This is a genomic window from Tundrisphaera lichenicola (genome assembly GCF_051175385.1).
Taxonomy (GTDB): Bacteria; Planctomycetota; Planctomycetia; order Isosphaerales; family Isosphaeraceae; genus Tundrisphaera; species Tundrisphaera lichenicola.
Map to the genome: position 1 here is coordinate 3,792,881 of NZ_CP195106.1, position 14,428 is coordinate 3,807,308.

Here is a 14,428-nt window from a genome sequence, read left to right on the forward strand (position 1 = left end):
CTCATGAGCGGGGTGGGATTGCGATACGAGGGCGTGCCGACGAGCCCGTCGACCCCTCGAAGGGGCGTCGGACGAAACGTGACCGTGCCTCGCGACCATTCGCCCATCCTAACGCGTCCGAATCGGAATGCAATCGACCGAATTTCCGCCCATCCCGCCGATGGGTTGCCCCTTTCGGCTTTGGCATTTCTTGTAGGGCAGGGCTTGCCCTGCCGAGACCAGGCTCGCGGCAGGGCAAGGCCTGCCCTACAGGACTGAGTTGGCGGAGCAAGCTCCGCCCGGGCAAAGCGTAAGCAAGCTTCCGCACTCCAAGGCCTCCGGCGGCTCGCCGGACTCGATGCGGCCCCCGGAGCGGCAGAGCCGCCTTGGAGTGCGGAAGCTTGCTTACGCTTTCGGACCCGGAGCTTGCTCCGGGAGTCAGCCGCAGCCAATCCCCGCAGCAACCCCCAGAAACCCTGGGCACACCCAGGATCGAGGCGCGTGCGGCACCCGCCCCGGCCGTCCGGACGAGTCTGATCAGGATTTCGCGACGCTCCGGCTTTGAGAGAATCAGGCTCGGAGCCGTTCGAGCTTGCGTTGGCGGGCTCCTCGACGGGTCTCGGCCCGATGAATCCGCCTCTCGGCCCTCGTCGGGAGGGTCATCGAGGGTTCCGACGCCGCAACGGGATCGGGAATTTCCTCCCGATCCCGGGCGATCAGCCCCTCTTCACCGGCCTGAATGGGTTCGTTTCGCGCCTGGGGCGACTCCGTCTCGGGAGGTGCCGGCTCGGCGTCGAGGCGGGCCACCCACTGAGGCTTGAGGTCGGGGTTGGGAGAGCGGTGGGGCGACTCGAACTTGATCTGCGCCAGGCACCAGCGGAGGCGTCGATGGAGCGTCGACTCATAACGTCGGAGTCTCCGAAGTTCGGGGTCCTCGTCGGTGGTCAGGTCCGAGCAGGTCAGCGCCCGATTCACCTCATCGAGATCCCCCACCAACTCGCGACGTTCCTTCAACGCGGCGATCTCGCGACGGGCCACGCCCGCCGGGTCGTCGGCCCCTTCGATCACCTTCCCTTCCGGGTCGAGCCAGGTCCCGGGCCGTTGCCCCTCGCGGAACTCGGCCGGGGTGCCCAGCAGGTCGAAGGCCAGTCGGGTTTGATCGGGAGTCCAACATCCCTTCAGGTCGGCCACGTGAGCCAGCATCGCCCAGCGGGACATCAGCCACTCGCACCCCTGAGGCGTCCGCCGCAAGGCTTCGACCACCTCCTCGGGCCGCTCGCCGATCATCCCGCCGAGGGTGGCGGCCTCCCGTTTCCTGTCATCCTCCCAGGTCAGTTCGGCTCGGAGCGCGATCTTGTCCCGGACCCGACGCTCGATCCGTTCGCAACGGTCGATCCGCAGGCTGAGGATGGCCACGCGGTCGACCAGCCAGGAGTGGAACTGGTTCTGGGGCTTGAGCGTGTGATAGTAAGCCGAAGCCCGCTCCTGGACCGCCTCCAGGCTCTCGGGGACCACCACCGACGAGCAGAGGCCATGCTTCAAGGCGTTGGCCCGAGACTTCGCCTTCCCCTCCTCGGTCTTCGGCCCGCTGCTCCTGAGGGCGTTCCGGCGATTCGCGGCCAGGCGGGCTTCGGAGACGATCATGGGGGCATCCTCGCGGGGTGTCGGTGCGGAGTCCGAGAGATCTCCCCCGAACTTTCGCGCCCCGACGAGCCCGATCAACACACTTTCCGGCCCGAGCCGCGCGGATTCGCCAGGGCTGCCGATCGTAGGTCAGGTCCAACGAAGCGTTTTTGAACTGACTTGAGACCGATTAAACAGGCTATAGCTCGGGCCAGTCGGAGGACTTTCCCTCATCCCCTTCATCCCACTCGACCTCGATTGGGCACTGCTCCACCGAAAGGCTGGGAAACCAATGGTCCCCGACCTTCAGCATTCCGGATCGTCTGGCCCCGTTGCGATCCTGAACGACGATGATCTGGACCCATTGGCAGGCGGTGGCCGAGAAGGACATCCGCTTGAGGAACCCGGCGTCCTTGCTTTCCAGGATCTTGTACCCGTGGTCCATGGCCCAACGGTCGATAGCCTCGGGGATGACTCGCCTCCCGCTGTAGATGGCGGCCGAGATGAAGGTGATGACTATCGTAATATCTAAGATGGGCGACACATAATAATCCATCGTGGTCAACCAGGGGCCAGCCATCATGGGCATCCTCTCTTGCCAGGCCGTTCCCTACACCACCAGGTCCGACCTCGATCCGATGTCATACCGAATCCCCTGGATGACTAACCATTGAGCTCGACCGCCCAGCTGAAGCCGACGGCTCCGCGGACGACCTCGGGGTGGTCGATCAACCATCGGCACCGATCCAGGACAGGGACCTGCATCGTGGCCAGGTCGTTGAACCCCAGGTTGGCCACCGCCTCGCGTACCAGCGGCCAGAGCGGCTCGACCGGCTGTAGCTCCGGCGTGCAAGGCGGCAGTCGGTGCAGCACCACGTTGACCGGGATCGCCAGCCGCCTGGCCACGTGCCAGCCGGCGTTGTCCACCATCAGCACCAGCAGCTTCTCCCCGGCCGGGTCGGCCCAGCGGGCGAATTCCTCCAACGCCAGGCCCATCCAGTCGGTATTGGCCGAGGGCAGGATCAGCTCCAGGTTCCGCCCGCTGGCCGGGTGCACGAAGCCGTAGACGTAGGCCCATTGGTACTTGGTCCGGCCATAGGAGAGCGGCCGATGGGCTCGCACCGCCCAGACCCGACGGGTGATCGGCTTGAGCCCCAGCCGGGCCTCATCCTCGGCCCAGACCTCGACCACTCGGCCGGGGTGCTCCCGACGTAGGCGGGCGACTCGATCGGCCAGGGCGTCTTTTCCACGCCCGCTGCGAAGCGGGCGTGGCGGCCTCCGGATGTCGGGGTCGGGGGACCTGCAGCGAGAAGCCCAGGCCACGCAGCCATCTCCAGCCGGTCTGCTTGCGGATGTGGACGTCCCAGCGATCGCGGACGAAGGTGGCGACCTTGGCCCCGGTCCAGAGCCCGCCGTCGGGCGGCGACTGGCGGAGGGCGGCCCAGAGATCGACCTGCTGCTCGGGGGTGAGCTTGCTCTGGCCGCCGTTGGTGGTAGCCCTCCGGTCGCCCAGGCCATCGGGCCCCTGGGCATTCCAGCGTTTGAGCAAGGCGCGGGCCCAGACCGGAGTCAGGCCGACCTGCTGGGCGGCCTGAGCCGGGCTGAGCGGCTGGTCCGGGCGAGTCAGGAGCCAGATCACCTGCCAGTGGGTCTTCTCGATGCCGGAGCGGCACGCGCGATAGCGGCGAGCGATCTCCTCGGGGGGCAGGTGCAGGACGATGGGCAGTCGTTCGTTCGCCATGGGGAACCTCCGTGGAAGTAGGAGATCCCCCAATGATAACTCATCCGGAAGATTCCGTATCAGTAGTAGAAGTAGTAGTTCATCGACGCTAAAATTGTGGGTAAAGGTACCTCAGCTTGACCCGGGCATCGGCCGTCGTGAACTTCCAGATCACCCGACCGCCCTCGGCGTTCCGGGCTCGCTCCCACGCGGCGCACTCGGCGGCCAGGAGTTCGGGCTCCCCGATCCGACGGGCCAGGCACTGCCGGGCCAGCACCGAGAGCTCGATCTCCGCCACGTTCAGCCAGCTCCCGTTGCGCGGCGTGTGCACGATCTCCAGCCGCCGCGCCAGCCGGCGCGCCTCCGCCGCCGGGAACGCCGCGTACAGCGACGCGGTCGTGTGCGTGTTCAGGTTGTCGCAGACCAGCCGGACCTTGCGCGCCGCCGGGTAGTCCTCGTCCAGCAGTCGCCTGACCTCGTGCGCCCAGTCGACCCGCGTGCGGCTCTCCCGGCAGCTGACCCGCCGCCAGCCCCGGTTCGGGTCGAAGAACATGAAGATCGCCTGCACCCCCTTGCGCTCGTAGTGGTAGTCCTCCCGCGCCGCACGGCCGCGGGCCGGCGGGAGCGGGTCGTGGAGGCCTTCCAGCATCTGCTTGGCCGCCTCGTCCATGCAGACCGTCGGCTCCTCCTCGCTCGGCGGCATCGCGTACACGTCGAGGACCTCCTCCATCTGCGCGACGAACCGGGCCGAATCCCGCTCCGGGATGCACCACGACTCGGCCTTCAGCCAGGGCTTCAGCGCGTTTTTTTTAGCGCCCTGCGGACCGTCTCGACCGAGACCTCGGTGACCAGCTTGCGGGCCATCAACTCGCCGGCCAGGAGCTTGAGCGTCCAGCGGGCCCGGCCCTCCGGCGGCGGGCCGCAGTGGATGGCGACCAGGTGGGCCTCGACGTGGCCATCGATCTTGGGGGGGACCGGCGGTGCTTCGCGGGCCTTGCGCCCGAAGGCGGCGTCGGGCCCTCCGGCGACGAAGCTCTTGCGGACCCGGGCGACGGTGTTGACGTGCATCCCGAGGGCCTCGCCGATCCAGGCGTCGTTGCGGCGGCCCTCCGGGTGGGCCTCGTCGGCGTGGAGCAACAGCCTGGCGTACCGGGCCTTACGGGCCGGCGTCCGGCCGTCACGGGCGGTCCGTTCGAGGTCCCGGCGCTGCTCGGCGGTGAGGTGGACCTGGCATTTCAGAGCGGAGTTCATCGGGTCGGCCTCCGGTGCCCGGATGGTGTCGGAAATCCGACCCGATTTTACCCACTTCTTTAGCGTCGATGAACTAGTAGGGTGGGCATCGCCCACCGGTCTTGATGCCGCCCAATCGGGTCGGTGGGCGGTGCCCACCTACTTCTACTCAATCCTGCGCCAATTTCATCCATCTTTGCCGCTTGAAGGTCCCATCCGGAAGATACGTCGGCAGGTCATACCCATTCGCTTTCATGCCCCGGACGAACGGCTTGACCGACCGACGATCCGCGAATTTCGCATGGATCACCCGATGGTGGTCCACCCAGAGGATCGTCTCGGCGTGATCCGGGATGACGAAGAGGTCATCCGGGCAGCACCACCCGAAGGCGAGCTGGGCGAAGATCACCGCGACCACCCGATCCCGCTCCGACTCGTCGAAGCGGGCCGCCCCCTCTAGGTCGATCGGGGCCCCGACTCCGCGGAGGATCAATTCCCGGATTCCGCCATCGCTGTCGTATGGGGCCGTCGGCCCGGGCCATCGTCCGCCCCGGAACCAGAGGTAGCCGGTCGCCCAGGGTTTCAGCCCATCGAGCATGGACGAGATGAAATGGGGCCACTCGGCCGGATCCGGCGGCACGATCCAGAAGCGGCCGATATCCCGCGAGGGTTTGTGGACGAGGCAACGGGGCTCCTCGTAGCGATCATCTGGTTCGATACCCTTGGAATGAGCCCAGGCCAAGAATTCCTGGGTTTGGATGGGATGCATTGGCTTGAACTCGGAGAGGTTGTCAGGAAAATCTGGACTTAACCCCGACCAACCATCGCTCATGCCTCATGAGAGGCGGTGTCTTGCGTACGGCTTGGGGCGAGGGAGGCGGACAACGACCCGGCGAAACACCCGAGCGGAGAGGAATATCGGATAGTGATCCACGACTTCCCCTCGGGAGCTGGACAACGGATAGACGATCGCCTTGTCGGCGAAGTAGGCCGCCTCCGACAGCAAATACCGCCGGTCGATCCGATCTTCATTCCCGAGCCGGACCAACCGCCGGAGTTCCTCCGGAGGGATCGCCTCCAGGTCCTTGACCATCTGCTCGATCCGAGCCTTCCGATCCGCCTCGTAATCGAGATGCGCGGCCCATGCCTCGGGCCCCTCGGCCTTGTACCGGGCCTCGATCGTTTCCTTCCTCCAGGCCTGGTAACCCACTCGCTCCACCCGCTCCTCGGGACTTTCCTGCTCTGGTGCACAATCGTAGGTCTCCAGGAAGAACGCCGCCCCTTCGGCCTGGTATTCGGCCCGAAAGAATTCCTTGCGGGTGGCCTGGCCCAGGAGGTAACGCTCCGCGACCTCGATCCCTCGGCGAGTCGCTTCCATCGGCAGGAGCGGCCAGATCGCCCGGCAGCAATCGAGGAGGAAGCAGTGGATGACCCTGACGAACTCATCCTCCTTGCCAGGCCACACGGCGCGAAGGGCCCGCTGCATGGCAATCGGGTCATCGGAGGTGAGCCATTCGGACTCGGTCATCGTTACCCCTCGACCGTAAGGGCTTGCCGTGACACCACCGGAGCCGACTTCGATCCGATGATACCTCGGCAGGGCGAGCCTTGCCCTCCGGGAAATTTCGGATCGAAGGGGTAAGCTTCGGGCGTCGATCGACCGCCGCCCTCTTGACATCTCGTCCGGTCTGGGGTGGAATGAGTCCGACGTGCTCGTAGCTCAATTGGATAGAGCGCTGCCCTCCGAAGGCAGAGGTTGCAGGTTCAACTCCTGCCGAGCACACTAGAGGGCCGGATCTCTATGAAAATAGGGGTCCGGCCCTCCTTCGTTCGAAGCGGTTTCGGGCGGCTTCCCGGGGGGTGCGTAACGGATTCGGTAACGCTTTCGTAACCGAAATTCCGTGGACAAAAGCGGCCTATTGGGAAAGGTCAGGATGGCGCGACCGCACAAGCCGAGCTATTTCGCCGCCCGAGGGAGCTGGCGATTCACGCTGAACGGGCGGCAACGGTACATCTGCAAGGGGGTCCTGCCCGACCAGAAGCCGGCCCGCGACGGGATCCCCCGGGTGGTCTGGGAGGAAATGGACAAACTGATCCGGGAGTCGGAGGGGCGGGCCTCGGCGGGCTCCGACCCGACGGTCTTCTGGCTCGTGCAAACCTATCTGGAGTGGCTGGAGAACGAGGCGAGCCTGGGCAAGATCACCCGGTCGCACTATCTGCGTCGTTGTGACCTGCTCCGGTATCTGACCGACTACCTGGGCGGGGCCGATATACGCCCCGCCGGGCTCTCGCCGGAGTGGGCCGATGATTTTGTCGGGTGGCTCCGCTCGGGACGCCACAAGGGGGGCTCCGGGCTCCTCTCGGCCCATTACGTCCACGACGTGGGGGCGGCGGTCCGGGCGATGCTCCGGTGGGCCTCGCGGCCGGTCTCGGGGCGGGTGCCGGCCCGGCTGATCCCCTCGAACCCCCTGGAGGGTTACGGCTGGCCTCGCCAGCCCGGCGCGGTCCGGGGGTACGTCGAGGCGGCGACGGTCCGGGGCTTCCTCCGGTGGGCCTGGGGGCGGGCCCGGTGGGAGTCGAACGATCGGGGCGGGCCGGGGGGGGCTCGGGTCTCGGGGCCGGGCGGGTCGCTGCGGCCCTCGGCGTCGACGGTCCTCTCGCTCAAGCGGCGGTTCGACCGGATCTTCGTCCTGTTGCTCCGATTCCAGCGACTCACCGGCTGTCGTCCGGGGGAAGCGTCGGGGCTCCGATGGGACGAGATCTCGCCGGCCCCGAAGGCCGGGGTTCGCTGGGAGCCCCAGGTCATCACGATCCGGCCGGATCGGGTCAAGACCCGGCATCAGACCGATCGGGCCCGCAAGATTTACGTGACAGACCCGGTGGCCCGGCTCCTCCGGGCGTTGGAGCGGTTGCCGGGCCGGCATCCCGAGGTCGTCTTCCCGCACATGCGAGGGACGGGGGCGGCGGCTCGGGGCGAGCTGGACCCGCTGGCGGGCGAGCCCTGGCCGTCGGGCTCGGCCGCCTCGGCGAAGCTCCACGCGCTCCGCAAGGCGGCGATCGAGGCCGGGGTGTCGGGCGTCGAGGCGACCGGCCCGACCAAGCTGGTGGCCTATGCCAACCGCCACGGCTACGCCTCGGAGGGGGCGAGCCTGGGCTTCTCCGACGAGCAGATCGCCGAGCAGCTCGGGAACTCGGCGGAAGTCCTCCGTAAAGTCTATGCCCACACGATTGAGGACCGGGCGGCGGAACGGGCCCGGGAGATCACCCGGCGGCGTCGCGAGCGTCGTCGTCCGGCGGGCTGAAAATGGCGACGACCCCGGCCCTCGCTCGTCGAGTGGGGCCGGGGTCGTCGTCGGGTTGCGTCGGATCGACCGGCGGCTTCCCCCCGGTCGTCGCCGGTCGATCGGTCGGGTTCGAGGTTATCCCCCGGGGCCGGGCGGGTCAATGGCCCCCCCTGCCCTTCCTCGGCCGGGTGTGGATCTTCCCCTCGTACCCGGCCGGTCGGCCCGCCGGCTCGGCCCGGGGCTCGGGGGCGAGCCTCCGCTCCTGGTCGCGCTCCCAGGCCCGGACGGTCTCGATCCGGAACCGGAGGACGAGGCGGCGGCGTTTCTTCCCCTCGGGTCGCCCGAGGGCGATCGCCGAGAGCGGCGTCTCGGGATCCTCGACCCGGGCCATGACGGTATCGGTCGAGACCCCCCAGCGCTCGGCCAGCTCGGCGACGGTGAGGATCTCCTTGGCGGCGGCGGCGGTGGTCACTCTGGGCTCCCGTTCTCGGCCTGGATGAGCCGGTGGCAACGATCGAGGAGTTCGCGGGTCGCGTCGGGAAGGACGATCACGCCTTGCCGGTCGAGCACGCGGACGGTCTCGGTGGCCGACGCGAAGACGGCCAGGTGGTTCCGCCGGGCGTGGTCGGATTGGTCGGGTTCGTCGAAGAGTCGGGGCCGCTCGTCGAGGATCTCGGCGACTCGTCGATCGACCTCGCGCTCGCTGGCCTTGTAGAGGGCCAGGTCGCGAGGGTCGCGGTCCTTGAAATAGGTGGCCTGTCGGGCTCGCATGGACTCGACGAGGCGGGCGAAGGATCGGAGTCCGCTGGTCTGGGTCATCATCGAGCACGCTCCCAGGCGACCACGAGCACGGCGTCCCCCGACCCCGCGGGCCAGGACAGGGAGACCGATCGGACGGCGACGGCGGGGTTGACCTGGGCGATCAGCCGGTTCACGGCCTCGGCCAGTTCGGCGGGGTCCATCGACGAGGCCCCGACGATCGGGGTGACGTCGGCCCCCCGGGGCGGGATATCTTCGAGCGGGACGGGGATGCTGGCCCTCATCTCGGGCGAGGGGCACCACGTCTGCCGGGTGACCTGGACCTTGAGGAGCGGCTCGTGTCGCATCTTGGCGTCGATCGCCAGGACGACGGCCAGGGCCAGGGTGAGGGCCAGGGCGATCAGGATGGCGGGGATTCGTCGGCGGTTCATGATTCGTCCTCCGTGACGGTGGCCGGGACTCGGGGGTGGTACCACGCGAAGAGTTCGCGGACGCTGGAGAGCCAGATGGTGGCCTGGGCCGACGCCCTGCGTTGGGGGTCGCTGGTGGCGATCTCGACCCGGCCGGGGGTGATGTCCACCCGCATGGCCCGGGTTTTCCCGGACCACGCCAGCCGGAGGAATTTGGCGTGGAATCGCTGGACGTCGGGCCTGGGGTAGTCCTCGATCTCCAGCCGGGCCGCGAACGTGAACAGGGTGATCAGGGTGGGCTTGTCCATCCTGGCCCCTCGTTTCTCCATGGCGTCGAGCTGGCCCATGACGCCGGCGATCCACAGGGGCGGGGCGGCATAGTCGCGGTGGTCGTCGTCCTCAGCTAGCAACGGTGGCCCCCTTTCGTTTGCGGGATTTCTTCTTGCCGGGCTCCCACCCGGCCGGGATCTCCCTGGCCGTGAGCCAGGCCGGGAACTTGGCGGGGAAGCCGCCGGGCTCGATCGGCTCGATCACCTCGTTTTCCCCGCAGTACTGGTCGCGGACGTAGGCGGTGGCCTGCTCGAGCGAGTCGGCCGTGAGGATGTAGAGCGGGTTGCCCTTGGCGGCCTTGACGAGGAACCGGGCGGGCTTGGGTTTGGCGTTGGCCTCGCGGATTGCCTTGAGGCCCTCGGCCTTCTTGGCGAGGTACGGGTCGAGCGGCTCGGCCGAGTCCCCCGCGCCGTTGCTGGCGTTGGCCGGGTTGTAATGCTGCCGCTCGGGGGGCGGGGGGAGTTCGAGGGCCTGCTCCTCTTCGAGATATTGCTTGGCCTGGCCGCTCGTCGCGTCGAGGATTTCCAGGCGTCCGCCCTTCCCGCCGAAGAGTCGCTCGGCGTGCTCGGTCGCCTCCTCGATGGTCGCGGTGAAGAATCCCCCGATGTTCTCCCGGATGCGTCCCCCGGCCAGGTGGTGGATCACGATCCATTCCTTGATCGCCGGCTCCTGGCCCTTCCGGAATTTGGCGATCGCCTCCATGACCTGACGCCTGGCGCTGGCGAGGTTGCGGTTGATGAAACTGTCGTCTCCCTCGGCCTCTCGCTCGTACCGTTCGAAGGCGTCGGATAGATGGCCGATGTTTTCGAAGTCCTCGATGAGGAGCTTCTTGGTGGACGCGGGCAAGTCGAGCTGGCCGATACGGTGGAGTCTCCACCCCTCGCGTTCCTGGTGTGCGGCGATCTCCCCGGTGGGATCCTCGTCGAAGTCGACGGCCTTGGCGCTCTTCTTCGGCTTCCGCTTCGGCTCGGGGGGATCGGTCGCGATCGGCCCGGCGTAGCCGAACCCGGAGGCGTGGCCCTTGGGGCAGGGCTCGCCGCTGGATTTCGCGGTCGTGAAGTCGCAGCCGTTGCACTTCACGAGGTAGTCGCCGCCGGGGGCCAGGGCGTCACTCAGTCCTCTGGCGACGGCCTGGGCGTTGGCGACGGCCTGGTTGACGAAAGCCTCGTCGCCCGATAGACCGGCGCGTTGCCGATCGCCTTGGACTCCCGGCTCTCGATCCTCATCTCGATCCAATCCTTGGGGTCGATCAACCGTCCTCGCCCGGTGGGGTAGAGCAATCTCCCCTTCGTCACGGTCCCGGCCGAGATGCTCCCGTGCCCGGTCGCTTCCAGTTTCATCGGTCGGGGATTTCCCCCGTCCAGGCTGATGAATGCTTTCTTGGACATGAGCATCTCCCTTCGAGGGTCGGTCGAACAGGGGGCGGGGCTCGTCGGGGAGGTCGAGCTCGACCTGGCCCGACTCGATGTCCTGGGCGAGCAGGAAGGCGACGAGATCGGCCTTCGCGAGGTAGCCGTCGACGTCGTCGGCCTCCCTGTGGATCACGTCGCGGCGGATCCAGCGCCAGGTGGTCCGGAGTCGGGCCACCTCGACGGAGAACCGATTGAGGGCGGCGGCTTTCGCCTTGCGGGCGGCGTTGGTCTTCTGGCCGGGCTTGGGCATGGGTTCAAATTCCCTGGATTCGTCTTCGGACGAGTCGGGCCTGGTCGCGATCGACCGCGACCCGGACCGGGTAGGCGAAGAGGTCGTGTTCGTCGAGCTGGGTCATCGGGATCGGCCAGGGCCGGCCCTTGCCGTCCTCGCCCTTGGGGACGCTGGCCCGGACGCACCACGCCCGGAGGGCCTCGATCGAGGGCCAGAGCGCCGCGGCCTCGGGCCGGTCGCATCGCATCAGGTTGCCCCAATGCAGGGCATGGTGGAGGAACCAGAGCTTGCCGTCGTGCTCATAGCCGAGGGCGAACCCCTCGACGCGGCGGCGTTCGAGGTCGCGGACCTGGCGGGCGTAGCCCCGGACGATCCCCCCGAGCCTGTAGGCTGCCGTCGACGTGTCGAGCATGAGGAGCCGGTCGGGGTCCTTCCGCTCGGCCTTCTCCTTCCAGGCCCGCGAGAGGGCTTCGAGGACGACGGCGATCTCCTCGGCGTGGCCGATCGCGTCGGCCGGGAGCATGATGTCGATCGCCCCTTCGGTCGCGGTGCTCAAGGGCGGGCTCCTTCCCGGGGCCCGGGCCACTCGCCCCGGGCCTGGAGCGATCGGGTCGCCTCCCTCACGGCCTGGTGGCGGGTCGGCTCGGTGAGGTTCACCCGGCGGAAGACTCGCCGGGGGTTGGGCGATTTCCCCTCGGCGGCGATCGCCTCGGCGGATTTCAGGGTCAACCATTCGAGGTAATTCATGCGACTTCGGCCTCCTCCTCGATCTCCATGCCGCGCTGCCGGAGGTAGGCCCTCCGGATCGCCCCTTCGAGCTCGTCGCTGGCGTTGGCCCCGCAGTACTCGGCGACCACGGCGGCGAGGTCGTCGGAGTGGATGCAGACGAGGAACCCGGATCGCCCCTTGTCGAACAGGGTGACGACCGGGATCTTGCCCTCCTTCCTCGCGAGGATCCGGGTCGCGTCGTGGAGGGTCCGGACCGCGTGCTTGTCGCGGTACTTGGACTCGATGAACAGCGTGGTGTGCGTCGAGTCGGACGCGGTGTTGTCGTCCCGCCCGGAGGAGCCGGAGAGGACTTGCCGCAACGCCCCGAAGATCGCGGCGGCTCGCCCCTCCGACTTCTGCCAGGTCCTTCGATTCGTGCTCACGTTCGGATATCTCCCTGCTCGGCCGGTCCGGGTCTCACCGATTGGCGGCGGCGACGACGGCCGCGCCCCTGGGCTTGCGCGGCTTCCTGGCCCCGGCCTCGACGCCGGGGAGTTGCTCCTGGATGGCCCCGCCCTCGGCGAAGCCGAAGAGGAGTTGCCCGAAGTCATCCCGGAACTGCCGGGCCTGGATGACCTCGGCCGCGTGCTCCTTGTGCCGCTCGGCCATCGCCCGATAGCCCGAGAGGAGCCAGTCGGGCTTGCGGACCTTGAGCTTGGGCCGGCCCTGATCGTCGGTCAGGATTTCGCCCTTCTTCTTGCGGACGACCAGGGCGTACAGGAACCGATCGATCAGGGCCTTTCGCTCGGGAGTCTCGAGCTTCTCCCAGGCCGGTTGATCGATCGTGATCGTCGCGTCGGGCTTCCCCTCGACCCGATCGGCCTCGGAATTGACCTTCACCTTGCCCAGGCATCCGACGCCGAACTGGCTCACGGCCGGCGACTTCTCGGCGCCGTACTTGTTCCGGACCGGGTAGGCGAACAGGGCCTCGACCCGGGCCGCGGTCTCGACCAGGTCGGGGTGGTTGTCCGAGATCAGGCCGTCGATCATCGCCTGGACGTCCTTGCTGGCAAATCCATACGTCGCCATATCTCACCTCGATTCGTTCGGGGTCCGGTCGGGGTCAAGCGGCCTCGGTCGCGGCGGGGGCGACCTGCCCCAGCTCGGGGATCAGCACGGACATCAGCGATCGATCGAAGCCCGCCGCGTGCGGGGCCAGGATCTGGCGTCGGCGTCGGGGCGTCATCGCGTCGACGGCTGCGAGCTGCCCCTCGTCGAGCGAGTCCAGGAACGCGACCTGCCCGGGGGTGAGTGGGGGCTCCTCGGCCTCGACCGGGATGGTCCGGACGATCGCGGGGGCCTCGGAGATCGGGGGCGGATCGGGTAATCGGGATCCCCGCCACTCCTCGGCGGCGAACCATTCGACGATCGAGTCGAAGCTTGCCAGGGCCGGATATCGCCGCCGGATCGAGGCCATTCGCGTTTCCCGGTCGGCCTCCGGGAGCTTGCGGAACGCGTCGCGGGCGGCTCGTCGAGCGTCTTGCTCGATCGCCCACTCGGCCGATTCCCGCCGTCGCCGGAGGATCTCGGCCTCGGCCTTTCGAGTGGCGACCATCGGCGAGAGGATCGCCAGGAGTCGGGCCAGGTGGTCCACCGGCCAGACCTCGCCCTGTCGCTGGAGCTTCAGGCTCGCGGCCTCGGCCTCGGCCGGCTTGACGCCCAGGTCGATGAACGCCCTGATCCAGCCCATGTAGACCATCGAGTAGCCGGCCTGCTCGAACGCGGGCCAGGCGTTGTGGGGGTTGCTGGCCTTGTGCTGGTCGAGCCAGGCCGGGAACCATTTCGAGACGTTCTCGATCACTGACCACCTCCCTTGGTTTGGTCCAGGCGCAGCGCCGCCTGGAGTTCGCGGGTCTGCCGCTCGTGCCTGGTCTGGAGGGCCTGCTCTTGAGGCGAGAGAGATTTCCGGGGGGGCTGTCCGTCTTCTCCCCCTCTCTCTAAATCTTCTGAGAATCTAATTCCGCGCGTGCGTTCCCCTATGGGGGGTGCGGGGGGGACGCCGGGGGGGTGAACACTTTTCTGTTCGGTGACCGAACACTTTTTGGTGCAGTCACCGAACACTTTTGTGTTCACCAACCGAACACTTTTCTGTTCGGTGGGGTGAACACTTTTCTGTTCGGTCCGAACCAAAAAGTGTTCGCTGTTCTCCTGTTCAGGAGACAGGGCAAGTTGGGCCTGCCGCTTGGGTCGGGCCTGGTCGCAAAACTCGATGAGCCTGGCCGAAAGTCGGGGCTCCCCGGTGGCCGGGAAGATCCACTCGTGGGCCGCTTTGTTGATGCTGATATCCTCCCCCCTCTCGACGAGGATCCGGGAGTTGATCAGGTTGGATTTGGCCCGGGAGAACCGCTGCCGAGGGATGCCGGTCTCGCTTTCCAGGTGGGTCAGGTTGAGCCGGCAGGTCCGCGCATCGGGCCAGGGCTCGCCCTTTCCCTTGGCCCGAGTGGGCTCGCCCCAGCATCGTTCGCGGATCTGTTCCATCAGAGCGACCTCGTAGCCGGTGAGCATTGCGAACGACAGGGCGCGGTCGACGTCGGCCGCGAGGACGTGGAATTTCTGGCCTGCGTTGAGCTTGCCCCAGGGGGCGGGATCTGTTGCCACATCAGCAGCCTTCGGGATGCGTGCTAGACTGGTAGGGTCCTGTTCAAGCCCCCGGCGTGGTGGTCAGGCCCCGCCGGGGCGGC

Annotated in this window: 19 protein-coding genes and 1 tRNA gene; 2 read left to right on the plus strand and 18 right to left on the minus strand. The window is 67.7% G+C overall.

From position 1 onward, the window contains the following. Positions 1-549 precede the first annotated feature (549 nt). The 7 genes from P12x_RS15015 to P12x_RS15045 all read right to left on the minus strand — a co-directional run bounded on the left by P12x_RS15015 (position 550) and on the right by P12x_RS15045 (position 6,080). Positions 550-1,623 (minus strand): hypothetical protein, encoded by a 1,074-nt coding sequence (locus P12x_RS15015; protein ID WP_435005111.1) that lies wholly within the window; start codon positions 1,621-1,623, stop codon positions 550-552. A 178-nt stretch (positions 1,624-1,801) separates the two neighbouring features. Next, positions 1,802-2,185, minus strand: coding sequence for a hypothetical protein (locus P12x_RS15020; protein ID WP_435005112.1), 384 nt, complete (start codon positions 2,183-2,185; stop codon positions 1,802-1,804). 80 nt (positions 2,186-2,265) lie between these two features. Continuing rightward, positions 2,266-2,793 carry a transposase gene (locus tag P12x_RS15025; protein ID WP_435005113.1) on the minus strand — a complete coding sequence of 176 codons (528 nt, stop codon included), beginning with the start codon at positions 2,791-2,793 and terminating at the stop codon, positions 2,266-2,268. After that, a complete protein-coding gene (locus P12x_RS15030; RefSeq protein WP_435005114.1) occupies positions 2,768-3,343 on the minus strand; it encodes a winged helix-turn-helix domain-containing protein in 576 nt (191 codons plus the stop codon). The genes P12x_RS15025 and P12x_RS15030 overlap by 26 nt, the downstream gene beginning before the upstream one ends. Before the next feature lie 88 nt (positions 3,344-3,431). After that, positions 3,432-4,573 (minus strand): IS630 family transposase gene (locus P12x_RS15035; RefSeq protein WP_435005115.1). Its coding sequence is split into 2 segments (ribosomal slippage): positions 3,432-4,135 and positions 4,135-4,573, totalling 1,143 coding nucleotides; the frame shifts between segments, so codons are not numbered across the junction. Between the two features lie 148 nt (positions 4,574-4,721). Further along, positions 4,722-5,321 carry a hypothetical protein gene (locus tag P12x_RS15040; protein WP_435005116.1) on the minus strand — a complete coding sequence of 200 codons (600 nt, stop codon included), beginning with the start codon at positions 5,319-5,321 and terminating at the stop codon, positions 4,722-4,724. A gap of 66 nt (positions 5,322-5,387) precedes the next feature. Next, positions 5,388-6,080: a hypothetical protein gene (locus P12x_RS15045; RefSeq protein WP_435005117.1), complete on the minus strand. Its 693-nt coding sequence runs from the start codon at positions 6,078-6,080 to the stop codon at positions 5,388-5,390. 181 nt (positions 6,081-6,261) lie between these two features. Between P12x_RS15045 and P12x_RS15050 the strand changes: the two genes are divergently transcribed. Together P12x_RS15050 and P12x_RS15055 are read left to right on the plus strand one after the other, a co-directional pair. Beyond that, positions 6,262-6,335: transfer RNA gene (locus P12x_RS15050), tRNA-Arg, on the plus strand. 151 nt (positions 6,336-6,486) lie between these two features. Beyond that, positions 6,487-7,854 carry a tyrosine-type recombinase/integrase gene (locus tag P12x_RS15055; RefSeq protein WP_435005118.1) on the plus strand — a complete coding sequence of 456 codons (1,368 nt, stop codon included), beginning with the start codon at positions 6,487-6,489 and terminating at the stop codon, positions 7,852-7,854. A gap of 139 nt (positions 7,855-7,993) precedes the next feature. Here the strand turns inward: P12x_RS15055 and P12x_RS15060 are convergent, their stop codons facing one another. Genes P12x_RS15060 through P12x_RS15110 form a run of 11 tightly spaced genes read right to left on the minus strand, consistent with a single transcriptional unit; the run spans position 7,994 to position 14,345 of the window. After that, complete coding sequence (locus P12x_RS15060) at positions 7,994-8,308, minus strand: hypothetical protein (RefSeq protein ID WP_435005119.1); 315 nt, start codon at positions 8,306-8,308, stop codon at positions 7,994-7,996. Beyond that, entirely contained in the window at positions 8,305-8,658 is a 354-nt protein-coding gene (locus P12x_RS15065) for a hypothetical protein (protein ID WP_435005120.1), read from the minus strand. The genes P12x_RS15060 and P12x_RS15065 overlap by 4 nt, the downstream gene beginning before the upstream one ends. Further along, positions 8,655-9,026, minus strand: a complete 372-nt coding sequence (locus P12x_RS15070) for a hypothetical protein (protein ID WP_435005121.1) — start codon at positions 9,024-9,026, stop codon at positions 8,655-8,657. Before P12x_RS15070 ends, P12x_RS15065 begins: the two co-directional genes overlap by 4 nt. Then, positions 9,023-9,415: a hypothetical protein gene (locus P12x_RS15075; RefSeq protein ID WP_435005122.1), complete on the minus strand. Its 393-nt coding sequence runs from the start codon at positions 9,413-9,415 to the stop codon at positions 9,023-9,025. The genes P12x_RS15070 and P12x_RS15075 overlap by 4 nt, the downstream gene beginning before the upstream one ends. Then, on the minus strand, positions 9,405-10,997 hold the full coding sequence (locus tag P12x_RS15080; protein WP_435005123.1) for a hypothetical protein: 1,593 nt from the start codon (positions 10,995-10,997) through the stop codon (positions 9,405-9,407). Before P12x_RS15080 ends, P12x_RS15075 begins: the two co-directional genes overlap by 11 nt. A gap of 4 nt (positions 10,998-11,001) precedes the next feature. Then, the gene (locus tag P12x_RS15085; RefSeq protein ID WP_435005124.1) at positions 11,002-11,535 is read right to left on the minus strand and encodes a hypothetical protein; all 534 of its coding nucleotides are present in this window, start codon (positions 11,533-11,535) and stop codon (positions 11,002-11,004) included. Beyond that, positions 11,532-11,726, minus strand: coding sequence for a hypothetical protein (locus P12x_RS15090; protein ID WP_435005125.1), 195 nt, complete (start codon positions 11,724-11,726; stop codon positions 11,532-11,534). Before P12x_RS15090 ends, P12x_RS15085 begins: the two co-directional genes overlap by 4 nt. Beyond that, on the minus strand, positions 11,723-12,130 hold the full coding sequence (locus P12x_RS15095) for a hypothetical protein (protein ID WP_435005126.1): 408 nt from the start codon (positions 12,128-12,130) through the stop codon (positions 11,723-11,725). The genes P12x_RS15090 and P12x_RS15095 overlap by 4 nt, the downstream gene beginning before the upstream one ends. A 34-nt stretch (positions 12,131-12,164) precedes the next feature. After that, positions 12,165-12,776, minus strand: coding sequence for a putative metallopeptidase (locus tag P12x_RS15100; RefSeq protein ID WP_435005127.1), 612 nt, complete (start codon positions 12,774-12,776; stop codon positions 12,165-12,167). A gap of 34 nt (positions 12,777-12,810) precedes the next feature. Continuing rightward, positions 12,811-13,548 (minus strand): hypothetical protein, encoded by a 738-nt coding sequence (locus P12x_RS15105; protein ID WP_435005128.1) that lies wholly within the window; start codon positions 13,546-13,548, stop codon positions 12,811-12,813. Then, positions 13,545-14,345 carry a hypothetical protein gene (locus tag P12x_RS15110; protein WP_435005129.1) on the minus strand — a complete coding sequence of 267 codons (801 nt, stop codon included), beginning with the start codon at positions 14,343-14,345 and terminating at the stop codon, positions 13,545-13,547. Before P12x_RS15110 ends, P12x_RS15105 begins: the two co-directional genes overlap by 4 nt. Positions 14,346-14,428: the final 83 nt, after the last annotated feature.